This is a genomic window from Thalassovita sp., assembly GCF_034670005.1.
Classification (GTDB): Bacteria; Pseudomonadota; Alphaproteobacteria; order Rhodobacterales; family Rhodobacteraceae; genus Thalassobius.
Genome location: NZ_JAXMOH010000006.1, coordinates 62,473 through 74,700 on the forward strand (window position 1 = coordinate 62,473; position 12,228 = coordinate 74,700).

10 protein-coding genes are annotated in these 12,228 nt (G+C 60.8%); 4 read left to right on the top strand and 6 right to left on the bottom strand.

The window, feature by feature from the left end:
• Nucleotides 1–102 precede the first annotated feature (102 nt).
• Nucleotides 103–513: a group III truncated hemoglobin gene (locus VOI23_RS12055; protein ID WP_323785086.1), complete on the bottom strand. Its 411-nt coding sequence runs from the start codon at nt 511–513 to the stop codon at nt 103–105.
• A gap of 253 nt (nt 514–766) precedes the next feature.
• On the opposite strand from VOI23_RS12055, the gene ileS reads away from it, so the two are divergent.
• Together ileS and VOI23_RS12065 are read left to right on the top strand one after the other, a co-directional pair.
• Nucleotides 767–3,688, top strand: coding sequence for an isoleucine--tRNA ligase (ileS, locus tag VOI23_RS12060; RefSeq protein WP_323785087.1), 2,922 nt, complete (start codon nt 767–769; stop codon nt 3,686–3,688).
• Between the two features lie 55 nt (nt 3,689–3,743).
• A complete protein-coding gene (locus tag VOI23_RS12065; protein ID WP_323785088.1) occupies nt 3,744–4,196 on the top strand; it encodes a methylated-DNA--[protein]-cysteine S-methyltransferase in 453 nt (150 codons plus the stop codon).
• 262 nt (nt 4,197–4,458) lie between these two features.
• On the opposite strand, the gene VOI23_RS12070 is transcribed toward VOI23_RS12065, so the two are convergent.
• From VOI23_RS12070 to fsa, 4 genes are all read right to left on the bottom strand, one after another.
• Nucleotides 4,459–5,163: a CDP-alcohol phosphatidyltransferase family protein gene (locus VOI23_RS12070; RefSeq protein WP_416376528.1), complete on the bottom strand. Its 705-nt coding sequence runs from the start codon at nt 5,161–5,163 to the stop codon at nt 4,459–4,461.
• A gap of 21 nt (nt 5,164–5,184) precedes the next feature.
• Nucleotides 5,185–6,108 carry a tyrosine recombinase XerC gene (locus tag VOI23_RS12075; protein ID WP_323785089.1) on the bottom strand — a complete coding sequence of 308 codons (924 nt, stop codon included), beginning with the start codon at nt 6,106–6,108 and terminating at the stop codon, nt 5,185–5,187.
• Nucleotides 6,105–6,809, bottom strand: a complete 705-nt coding sequence (locus tag VOI23_RS12080) for a DUF484 family protein (RefSeq protein WP_323785091.1) — start codon at nt 6,807–6,809, stop codon at nt 6,105–6,107. Before VOI23_RS12080 ends, VOI23_RS12075 begins: the two co-directional genes overlap by 4 nt.
• 268 nt (nt 6,810–7,077) lie before the next feature.
• Nucleotides 7,078–7,731: a fructose-6-phosphate aldolase gene (fsa, locus tag VOI23_RS12085; RefSeq protein ID WP_323785092.1), complete on the bottom strand. Its 654-nt coding sequence runs from the start codon at nt 7,729–7,731 to the stop codon at nt 7,078–7,080.
• An 83-nt stretch (nt 7,732–7,814) separates the two neighbouring features.
• Between fsa and VOI23_RS12090 the strand changes: the two genes are divergently transcribed.
• Together VOI23_RS12090 and VOI23_RS12095 are read left to right on the top strand one after the other, a co-directional pair.
• Nucleotides 7,815–10,010, top strand: a complete 2,196-nt coding sequence (locus tag VOI23_RS12090) for a primosomal protein N' (RefSeq protein WP_323785093.1) — start codon at nt 7,815–7,817, stop codon at nt 10,008–10,010.
• Between the two features lie 31 nt (nt 10,011–10,041).
• A complete protein-coding gene (locus VOI23_RS12095) occupies nt 10,042–11,178 on the top strand; it encodes an NAD(P)/FAD-dependent oxidoreductase (RefSeq protein WP_323785094.1) in 1,137 nt (378 codons plus the stop codon).
• Here VOI23_RS12095 and VOI23_RS12100 read toward each other — a convergent pair.
• Complete coding sequence (locus VOI23_RS12100) at nt 11,148–12,212, bottom strand: YeeE/YedE family protein (RefSeq protein WP_323785095.1); 1,065 nt, start codon at nt 12,210–12,212, stop codon at nt 11,148–11,150. The two genes, VOI23_RS12095 and VOI23_RS12100, sit on opposite strands and share 31 nt — an antisense overlap.
• Between the last annotated feature and the right edge of the window lie 16 nt (nt 12,213–12,228).

The window sequence follows — 12,228 nt, forward strand, 5'->3', positions numbered from 1 at the left end:
TTGGTCCATTCACCCCCGGGATATTTGTGAAAAGAAGAAGCGGTTTCTTCTTGGGTCAAATACTCCCGCCGGAGGCGGTCGGCGCGCGCGGTCCGGGCGACGCTAGCGCAGGATCGGCACCCCGCCGGGGCCTTGCATCTTTTCTACCACGCTGGCGCGCAGGCTGGCCCCTATTTTATGGGCCATTGCCGACCATGCGGCGGCCTGATCGGGGCGCAGTTCGGTCCGTAGGGTCAGGTCGAACAAGGCCAGCCAGATTTCGAACATGCCGGGGCGGACATTGCCGGCATCGCGGTGAACCCGCACCGGATTGCCGTCATAGCCGCGTTCGTGCAGGATCGCATTGGCCCAGAAGGCGGCGATCTTTTCCTCATGCGCGGGCCAGTCGGTCACATGGGCGGCGAAAACCGGGCCCAGCCCGGGATGCTGACGCACCAGCGCGTAGAAGCTTGCCACTACCCTTTCGATGTCATGGCGGGTCACGTCGAAACGCGGGGGAAGGGCTGTCATCATCAATACTCCGGAATTCGGGCATAGTTTAGCGCAATCCCGCGTGACCGCGAAAGGGCCAAAGCGCCGCGTTTCCGCCACTGGACGCTGCCCGCGCAGGGGCCTATAAAGCCGGTCATGAGGCAGACTATGGCCATTATCATTCGAATTATTTGCCCGGCGCTCTGATCTGAGACGAGCCGCCGGGACAAGGCGTATGGCATCCCGCGCCGCCCCTGAACCCTGACAGACGACTATATCCTGAAGGACGCCCGAAATGTGCGCCGATACACCCGAGACCCCCGATTACAAATCCACCCTGAACCTGCCGCAGACCGATTTCCCGATGCGGGCGGGCCTGCCCAAGCGCGAACCCGGCTGGCTTGACCGCTGGGCCGAAATCGGCGTTTACGACCGTCTGCGCGACAAGGCCAAGGATGGCAGCCGACAGCCTTTTACCCTGCATGACGGTCCGCCCTATGCCAACGGCCACCTGCATATCGGTCACGCGCTGAACAAGACGATCAAGGACATGATCGTGCGCAGCCATCAGATGATGGGGTTTGATGCGCGTTACGTGCCGGGCTGGGATTGTCACGGGTTGCCGATCGAATGGAAGATCGAGGAACAGTATCGCGCCAAGGGCAAGGACAAGGACGCCGTCGACGTGGTGGAATTCCGCCGCGAATGCCGTGCCTTTGCCGCCGAATGGGTCGATATCCAGCGCGATGAATTCAAACGTCTGGGCATCACCGGCAATTGGGCCGACCCCTACCTGACGATGGATTATCACGCCGAGGCGGTGATCGCAGAGGAATTCATGAAATTCCTGATGAACGGCACGCTGTATCAGGGGTCGAAACCCGTGATGTGGTCGCCGGTGGAAAAGACCGCGCTGGCCGAGGCCGAGATCGAATATCACGATCACAAAAGCCACACGATCTGGGTGCCATTCACAGCGCAAAACGGCACCGGAGACCTGCAAGGTGTCAAGGCGGTGATCTGGACCACCACGCCCTGGACCATCCCGTCGAACAAGGCCGTCGCTTATAATCCCAAGATCGCCTACGGGCTTTACGAGGTCACCGCTACGCCTGACGAATGCTGGTGCAAGGTTGGGGATAAATACCTGCTGGCCGATGCGCTGGCCGAGGATGTTCTGGTCAAGGCGCGGCTGGAAGACAGCATGTGGACACGGCTGCGTGACGTCGCGCCCGAGGAACTGGATGGGCTGGTCATGTCGCACCCGTTCGCGGGCCTTGATGGCGCGAACGGGTTCTGGGATTACGACGTGCCGATGATCGACGGCGATCACGTCACCGACGATGCCGGGACCGGTTTCGTGCATACCGCGCCGAGCCACGGCGCGGATGACTATGACTGTTTCGTCAAGCGGGGCTGGCTGGACCGGATGACCCACAATGTCGGCGAGGAAAGCGAATTCCTGCCGCATGTGCCGTTCTTTGCCGGGCTCAAGGTGTTCAACCACAAGGGCAAGGAAGACAAGGCCAACGCCGCCGTCATCGACAAACTGATCGAAGCGGGCGGTATCATCGCCCGTGGTCGCGTCACTCACAGCTATCCGCATAGCTGGCGGTCCAAGGCCCCGATCGTTTTCCGCAACACGCCGCAATGGTTCGCTGCCATCGACCGCAAGATCGACGACGGTCAGGGCAGCTATGGCGACACCATCCGTGAACGGGCGCTGACCTCAATCGACCAATTGGTGAAATTCACCCCGCAAACCGGGCGTAACCGACTGTATTCGATGATCGAAACCCGCCCCGACTGGGTGTTGAGCCGGCAACGCGCCTGGGGCGTGCCGCTGACTTGTTTCACCAAGAAGGGCGTGCTGCCGACCGATCCCGATTTCCTGCTGCGCAATGACGCGGTGAATGCCCGCATTTCCGAGGCGTTCGAGGCCGATGGCGCGGATGTCTGGTATGTCGAGGGCGCCAAGGAACGCTTCCTTGGCGGGATCGTCGACCCGGACGCCTATGATCAGGTGTTTGATGTGCTCGACGTGTGGTTCGATTCCGGATCGACCCATGCCTTCGTGTTGCGCGACCGTCCCGATGGCACCGCGGACGGTATCGCGGATGTCTATATGGAAGGCACCGATCAGCATCGCGGCTGGTTCCATTCGTCGTTGTTGCAGGCTTGTGGCACCAAGGGGCGCGCGCCCTATCGCAACGTGGTGACGCATGGTTTCACGCTGGACGAGAAGGGCAACAAGATGTCCAAATCGCTTGGCAATACCATCGTGCCCGAAAAGGTCGTGCAGCAATACGGCGCCGATATTCTGCGCCTGTGGGTGGCCCAGACCGATTACACCGCCGATCAGCGGATCGGCCCGGAGATCCTCAAAGGCGTTGCCGACAGCTATCGCCGGTTGCGCAATACGCTGCGCTTCATGCTTGGGGCGCTGAATGACTTCAGCGACGCCGACCGGGTCGATCCGGCCGATATGCCCGAACTGGAACAATGGGTGCTGCACCGTCTGGCGGAACTCGACCACAGGGTGCGCAACGGGTATCAGTCCTATGATTTCCAGGGCGTGTTTTCAGCAGTGTTCAACTTTGCCACGGTGGACCTGTCGGCGTTCTATTTCGACATCCGCAAGGACGCGCTCTATTGCGATGGCGACACCGCCCGCCGCCGCGCCGCGCGGACCGTGCTGGACATCCTGTTCCACCGGCTGACCACCTGGCTGGCCCCGATCCTGGTCTTCACCATGGAAGAGGTCTGGCTCGAACGGTTCCCGGGCGCGGACAGCTCGATCCATCTGGTCGATATCCCTGAAACCCCTGCCGATTGGCTGAACGAGCCGCTGGCGTCGAAATGGGCGCAGGTGCGTCAGGCCCGCCGTGTCGTCACCGCCGCGTTGGAACTGCAACGCACCGACAAGGTGATTGGGGCGTCGCTCGAAGCCGCGCCTGTTGTGCATGTCCGCGATGCCGACACGCTGGTCGCGCTGAAATCGGTCAATTTCGACGATATCTGCATCACTTCGGATATCCTGTTGACCGGTGACCCTCTGCCGTCCGAAGCGTTCCGCCTGCCGGAAATCGAAGGTATCGGCGTAGTGTTCGAAAAAGCCGATGGCGAGAAATGTCAGAGGTGCTGGAAAATCCTGCCCGATGTCGGCTCTCATGCCCATCCGGGCACGTGTAAACGGTGCGATGAAGCGCTGAGCTGAACGACGATAGCGGCCCCAAACCCGGTTTGGGGTCGTTTTTATATGGAGTGTCATGATGTTACGGCTGACTGTTGAAACTCCAACTGGCGCCGTTTCCCTGACCGAAGAAAACGGTGCTCTCACCGGCCTCGACTGGGGCGGGGCCTATGCGGATCACTCGCCACTTTTGGACAAGGCCGCGCAACAACTGGTCGAATATTTCAGCGGCGACCGGACCGAATTCGATCTGTCCTTGCGAGTCGGAGGATCGGATTTCCAGCGCCGTGTCTGTGCCGCCATCGCCGCGATTCCGTTCGGAGGAACAAGAACCTACGGCGACTTGGCAAGAGATTTGCAAGTCCCGGCACAAGCGGTCGGGCAGGGCTGTGGCGGCAATCCGATCCCGATCCTGATCCCCTGCCACCGGGTGTTGGGCGCTCAGGGTCTGGGCGGGTTTTCCGGTCGCGGCGGGGTGGAAACCAAAGTCTGGCTGCTCAGGCACGAAGGCGCTGCGGGACTGCTGATTTGATCCCCAAACCCGAAGTAATGTAAAATATTCGATTATGTATTAGAGTTATCCACGTAATAAGCTGCCAAAATTGCCCAAATGTGATGATTTGTGGATAACTTACTGTATCTCAGCGTTGTTTCGCCGTGGCGAAGCAACTTGACTTATCGTCCAGCCGCGGCAAAGCAATTCGATTTCAAATAGTCACATAAGATGTATTTTCGATGACTTATCCACAGAAATTACCACATTTATTGTCTAATTAGTACAATATGTGGATAACTCAAGCTGACCGTTTTTCCGGCGTCATTTGCTGTACGATACCGACCAGCATCAGGTAGACAGAGGTCGCCACAAGACCCCAATGCGCCCAGCTGTCGGGGTGGAAATCGACCCAGGCGGCCCAGCCTGCAAACAGCGTCCAGGCCAGCGCGACCGGCAGTGACACCACCCGCCAGCGTTCGGTCCGCACCGGGTGAATGAATTTCAGCGGCACGAACATCCCCACCGCCAATACGGTGACAAGCGACAGGATCACCCAAAAATTCGGGGTCAGCGCGAACATCACGATCACCAGCATGTTCCAGCAACCGGGAAAGCCGGAAAAGGAATTGTCCTTGGTCTTCATCCTCGTGTCGGCGAAATACATCGCGCTGGCAAAGGTGATGACGATGATCGCGAACCAACCGGTCCACCCCGGCAACAGGTCGGATTTGAACAGCGCAAAGGCCGGAATGAACACATAGGTCAGGTAATCAATGATCAGGTCCAGCAGCACGCCATCGAATTGAGCAGCGTAGTGTTTGACGTGATACCGCCGTGCCAGCGGCCCGTCGACCCCGTCCACGGCAAAGGCCACGACCAGCCACAGAAACATCAGGCTCCATTTGCCGTCCACGGCGGCCAACATCGCCAGCATGGCGAAAACGGCCCCGGTCGCGGTCAGCAGGTGAACAGATAAAGCTTTGAGTTCATTTGTAATAACCATTACAGATCCCTGTTTCTCTGCTTAGCCTGCTTTCGGATGGGTTCTGTCATATACCTCTATGATACGGGTCAAGTCCACCGCGGTATAGGCTTGGGTCGTCGACAATGACGCGTGGCCCAGCAGTTCCTGGATCGCCCGCAGATCGCCGCCAGCATTCATCAGATGGGTTGCAAAACTGTGCCGCATCGCGTGCGGCGTGGCCGTGGCGGGCAGGCCCAGCTGCATCCGTGCCTGTTCCATCACCTTCTGGATGATACGCGGGCTCAACGCGCCGCCGCGCACGCCGCGAAACAGCGCGGTATCCGGGTCCAGCGGGTAAGGGCATAACCGGACATATCGTGCGACCGCCGCCTGAGCGGCGGGTAAAACCGGCACCAAGCGTTCCTTATTGCCCTTGCCGAGAATCCGCAGGCTTTCGGTCAGCGGCACATCCCGCCCCTTAAGCCCCAGCGCCTCGGAAATCCGCAACCCGCAACCATAAAGCAGAGTCACAACCGCCATATCACGGGCTGCAACCCAATCTTCCTTCGCCTGAATTTCGACCGTGTCGATCATGTCGCGCGCGGCATCCTCGTCCAGCGGCCGGGGCAGTTTGGCGGTGAATTTCGGCATTCTTGTGGACAGAACCGCGGTCGGTTCGAACCCTTCGCGTTCTGCCAGCCAGCGATAAAAACTCTTTACCGCCGACAGTTTGCGCGCCAAAGACCGCGACCCGACCTTGCCCGACCGGGTAAAGGCCATCCAGGCGCGCATATCCGATACGGTGATCTGCGACAGCGGCGTCAACCCTTGGATCTGGCCCTTGTGGCCGGTCATGAAGGTCAGGAAACCGCTGACATCTCGGGAATAGGCCGCGATGGTATGATCCGACGCGTCGTTCAGCGCTTTTTGTCCCTCCAGCCACCGTTGCAGGGCATCCCGCGCAGCCGGAGAGATCAGGCTCATGACAGCCAGCGGCGCATCGAGCGTTCGAAAACAGCGGCGAAAAACGCCAGCAGGTCGGTGCCCTGTTGCGGGCTGAACTGATGCGGATCTTCGGCCCCAAGCACCAACATGCCGGGCAAACGGCCCGCGCCGAAATCCAGTTTCAGGCAGGCTTCGGACCGCATCCAGTCGGCCTTGTCGCCATAGATTTCCGGTGCGCCATCCTGAATCTGCCGCAACGTGACCTGACGCAGCGGGATATTGCGGCCCTGAGTCAGATAATCGGCGATGAAACCGGGTTCAGCCACCGATAATACATCGCCCAACCGCTGCACCGCCGGTTCTTCATCATTTTGCACCGATTCAAGCACCAGCTTGATGCAATCGACCCGCAGAATATCGGCCACCGGCCCGGCCAGATCACGCAGGAAAACTTCGAATTCCATCGGGTCCAGCATGCGCAGAATGGCGCGGTTGACCTGGTTGGTGCCGGCCAGGTTTTCATAGGCGGCGGCGATCACGCTGCGATGGGTGTCTTCCAGCCGGTCGAGCCGGGATTCGAGCCGTTCCATCGCGATGCCGCGCAGATCGACGATATTGCCGCCCATCGCGCGTTCATTCGCAGCGATCAGGGCATGCATAAGGTCTTGATCGTCAAGGATAACATCGGGCTGCGAAATGATCTGTTCGCGCAGCTTGTCGTTGATCTTAGGCTTGCTCATCGGTCCATCATTCATTTTTTGCCTAACAGTAACAGATGGTTCTTCGATTTTCTTCATGTTTTTCACAGGAAAACTCAGAAATTGGCTGTCACGGCCGGGCCTTCCAGGGCCCGTTTTGTGGAAATCTTTGTGAAATACCACAAATACAAAGCGTTAAACTGGTCGTTCCTTGTGGATAACCTCGCGCGGGTTTCTGCCGGTTACAACCGCCGGCATGAAAAAGGCGCGCCATCCGGCGCGCCCCGCATCATTCGCTAAGACTGGCGATTTACAGGATCTTGATACCGGCCGCGTCGATATCGGCCAGGAAGGTCGCCAATCCCTTGTCGGTCAGCGGGTGGTTGACCAGCGATTTGATCACCGCAGGCGGCGCGGTCATCACATCCGCGCCGATCCGGGCGCAATCCAGCACGTGGTTCACCGACCGGATCGAGGCGGCAAGGATCTGGGTTTCGAAGCCGTAATTGTCATAGACGGTGCGGATATCTTCGATCAGTTCCATTCCGTCCAGCCCGATATCGTCCATCCGGCCGATGAAGGGGCTGATGAATGTGGCGCCCGCCTTGGCCGCCAGCAGCGCCTGATTGGCGCTGAAACACAGCGTCACGTTGACCATGTTGCCGTCATCGCTCAGCACTTTGCACGCTTTCAGCCCGTCCCAGGTCAGCGGCACCTTGATGGCGATGTTTTCGGCGATCCCGGCCAGCTTGCGGCCTTCGCTGATCATCGTTTCGGCATCGGTCGCGGTCACTTCTGCCGATACCGGGCCGTCGACCAGATCGCAGATTTGCTTGGTCACTTCCAGAATGTCGCGGCCGGATTTCTTGATCAGCGACGGGTTGGTGGTCACACCATCGACCATGCCCAACTCGTGCAGCTCGGCGATGGCGTCGAATTCGGCGGTATCTACAAAGAATTTCATCTCGGGGCCTCGAATGGGTTGGACTTTGCTCGGCTTGGCTTTACCCCATAGAGGCTGAACCCGAAACCCAAAAAAGGCGACCCGTGACGCAGCAGGATTTCTTTGATCAGGGCGATCTTGTCGGTGTGCTGACGACCCAGCCGCTGGACCGTATTCTGGATTACAAAGCGCCCGAAGGCGGCTGTTGGCGCGGGGCCTTTGTCGAGGTGCCGCTGGGCCCGCGCAAGGTGCTGGGCGTGGTCTGGGGCGCGGGCAAGGGCGATTATGACCGCTCAAAGATCCGCTCGGTGATCCGGGTGCTGGATGTCGCCCCGATGCGCGAGGAAATGCGCGCTTTCCTGACCCGCGCCGCCGATTACACCCTCACCCCGATGCCCGCCATGTTGCGGCTGGCCACCCGCGCACCGGGTCTGGGCGATCCGCCGTCGATGCAGAAAATCTATCGTTTGGGCAGTGGCGAACCGGATCGGAAAACCGACGCCCGCACACGGGTGATCGAGGTGTTGCACGATTACGGCGGGTTGGCTTTCACGTTGAGGGAACTGGCCGAAATGGCAGGCGTTTCCACCAGCGTGGTCAAAGGGTTGGTCAAACAGGGTGCGGTGCTGGAACAGGACCGGCCGCGCGATTTGCCGTTCCCGGTGATGGATCCCGAATATGGCGGCAAGGACCTGACCGAGGATCAGGCCGAGTCTGCCGCATCGTTGCGCGCAGCGATGCAAACCGGGCGCTATGGCACCACGCTGCTGCGCGGTGTCACCGGGTCAGGCAAGACCGAGGTCTATCTCGAAGCCGTGGCCGAATGCCTGCGTCAGGGCCGTCAGGCGCTGGTGCTGCTGCCCGAAATCGCGCTGACGGCGGAATTCCTGACACGGGTCGAGGCCCGGTTCGGCACCAAACCTGCCGAATGGCATTCCGGCGTCACCATGACCGAACGCCGCCGGATCTGGAAAATGGTCGGGCAGGGCGGGGCACAGATGGTGATCGGGGCGCGCTCGGCCCTGTTCCTGCCGTTTCAAAACCTTGGCCTGATCGTGGTCGATGAGGAACATGATAATTCCTACAAACAGGAAGACGGCGTTCTGTATAATGCCCGCGACATGGCGGTTCTGCGCGCCAGCCTGTGCGATGCGCGGGTGATTCTGGCCTCGGCGACGCCGTCTTTGGAAAGCTGGACCAACGCCGAAGCGGGCAAATATGACAAGCTGACCCTGACCAGCCGCTTCGGCGCTTCGGTGATGCCGGAAATGAAGGCGATCGACATGCGCGGCGAACAATTGCCGTCGGACCGCTGGATTTCGGACACGCTGCAACGGGCGGTTCAGGCGCGGGTCGAAAAGGGTGAACAGTCACTGTTATTCATCAACCGGCGCGGCTATGCGCCGGTGACGATCTGCCGGGCCTGCGGCCATCAGATCGCCTGTGATCACTGCGACGCGCGGATGGTGGAACACCGGTTCCTCAAACGGCTGGTCTGCCATCAATGCGGTGAAACCAAACCGATGCCGGAAAAATGCCCCCATTGCGATGCCGAAGGCCGTCTGGCCCCGGTTGGCCCGGGCGTGGAACGTCTGACCGAAGAAGCGGTGAAACTGTTCCCCGACGCCCGGGTCGTGACGCTCAGTTCTGACATGTTCGGCACCGCGCGGGCTCTGAAAGCCCAGATCGCGGAAATCGCCGAAGGGGCTGCCGATATCATCATCGGCACCCAACTGGTCGCCAAAGGGCATAATTTCCCGCTGCTGACGCTGGTCGGGGTGATCGATGCCGATCTCGGGTTGCAGGGATCGGATCTGCGCGCCGCCGAACGTACCTTTCAGCTCATGCGTCAGGTCGCAGGCCGGGCCGGGCGGGCCGAACGTAAAGGCACAGCTTTGTTGCAGACCTATCAGCCCGAACACCCGGTGATCCGCGCCATTCTGGCCGGTGACGAAGAAGGGTTCTGGCGCGCCGAGGCCGAAGAACGCCGCCATGCCGGGGTGCCGCCCTTTGGCCGCATGGCCGGGATCATCCTCAGTTCCCCGGATCCGCAGGCGGTGTTCGACCTCGGCACCGATATGGCCCGGCGCAACGCGCCGTTGCGCCAGATCGGGGCACAGGTATTCGGCCCGGCGCCGGCACCGATTGCCCGTATTCGCGGGCGGCACCGGGTGCGGCTGCTGATCAAGGCGGACAAATCCGCGCCGTTGCAAGCGGCGCTGGCGCGTTGGATCGCACAGTTCAAGCTTCCGAACCAGATGCGCCTGACGGTCGATATCGACCCGCAGAGCTTTTACTGAAATACTGCCTCCGGGACAGGAGGAAGCGTTTATGGAACAGGCTATTGTGATCGGGGCAGGTCCGGCCGGGCTGGCGCTGGCCGCCAGCCTCAGGGCAATGGGCGTCACGCCTGTCATTCTGGACAAGGAAAACAGCATCGGCAGCGCCTGGCGGCGGCATTATGACCGGCTGCACCTGCACACCGACAAGAAACGCTCGCACCTGCCAATGCGGCGCTTTCCCGACGATGCGCCGCGCTATGTTCCGCGTGATCAGGTGGTCGCCTATCTGGAGGACTACGCCGACCATTTCGCCCTGTCGCCACAGTTGAACGCCGAAGTGACCCGCGCAGACCCTATCGAACGGGGCTGGCGGGTGACGCTGGCCGATGGGGCGCAGATCGACACAAAGGTTCTGATCCCTGCCACAGGCATTTCCGAATGCCCCAAATGGGGTGACTGGCCGGGGCTGGCGACGTTCCCCGGCCCGATCCTGCACACCCGCGATTACCGGCGCCCTGCCGACCTGCCGGGACAGCGGGTTCTGGTGGTGGGGTTTGGCAATTCCGGTGGCGAGATCGCGATTGATCTGGCCGAGGATGGCCGTCAGGTCGATCTGGTGGTGCGCAGCGCGGTTAACCTGCTGCCCAAGGAACTGTTTGGCCTGCCCATCGGCAATTTCGAACTATTGCAGAAAATCCTGCCCTATCGCTGGGCCGACCGGATCACCGCCCCGGTGCTGAAGCTGAAAATCGGCGATTACCGCCAATACGGGCTGCGCAAATCCCCCAAGGGGCCGATCACCCAGATCCGTGAAGACGGGCGCATTCCGCTGATTGATCTGGGCACTTTGGCATTGATGAAAGCGGGTAAAATAAAATCCCGCCCCGGGCTCGACAGGATCGACGGCGCGACCGTCACCTTCACCGATGGCAGTTCGGCCGACTATGACGCGATCCTGATGGCGACCGGCTACCGGGTCGATCTGCGCCCGCTTTTCGGGGACTTGCCGGGGGTATTGGATGACGCGGGCTGTCCGCATGCATCGGCCCGGCAACTGGCGCCGGGCCTGTGGTTTTGTTCCTATCACCCGGTGCCGAATGGTCAGCTCAGGGAAATCGCATTACAGGCGCCACGGATCGCGGCCGAAGTCGCCGATTATCTGGTCGCCAGCCGCAAAGAGGGCTGATCCAGCAGGATATCGGTGGCCATTGCTCCCACCCACATGAAGAACAGCGCACACCAGGCGGTGCCGGCAAAGATCGACCCGCCGGTAACGCCTGCGCCAATGGCGCAGCCGCCCGCCAACATGCCGCCAAACCCCATCAACACCGCGCCGATCATCGCCCGGCGCATGGTCGAGGGGCCGTCAAAACCCTGCATTTTGAATTCGCCCATCAGGAACGAGGCCAGAAACGACCCCACGAACACGCCCGGCACCAGCCCGACATCGAATTCCAGCACCGCGTTGCGTTCCAGGAAAAACATCAGCGTATGGGCCGACGGTCCGGTAAAGGTGGCGCTTTCGATTTGTACCGGGTCAAACGCGACCTGGCTCAACCCAAAGGTCAGAACCCAGCCCAATGCGACGGAAAACCCGACGCCCGAGGCAAAGACCAGACGTGAAATCCCGATCCGGTTGCGCCGCGACAGTTCCAGCGCCAGCAACGCAATCGCAATGCCCAACGCCAGCCCGCCCCATTTCGGTACCCCGAAAAAGGCCAGCAGGTCCATGTTGCGCCCGCCTTCGGTGATCCAGATCGCCGCCAGCTTATCGCGCCAACCCGACAGGATGCCCTGCAGGCTCATCTGCGCCACCACGGCGAAAATCAGTCCCGAAACCAGTGATCGCAGGTTTCCGGTCGCCGCCAGAACCAGCAGCCGCCCGGAACACCCCTTGGCCAGAACCATACCGACGCCGAACAGAAGCCCGCCGATGATCGCGCCGGACCAGCTGCCCGGTACCGCCATCATCCTCGCGTCTTCGGCCCGCATCAGCCCCAATAGCTGCGCCGCCTGAACCCAGACCACCGCCGTGGAAAAGGTCAGCAACCACACCGCCACCTTGTCATTCATGTGGCCCCGGGCAAATTCCACCGTCGCCGCGCGCAGGCAAAACCGCGATCGCTGCGCCGCAACCCCGAAAACCACGCCAGTGGCCAGCCCCATCACGGCGGCAGTCGGCGCTTCTCCAATTCGTTCAACGATGTCGAGCAATTCCATGGCCACGACTCCCTGT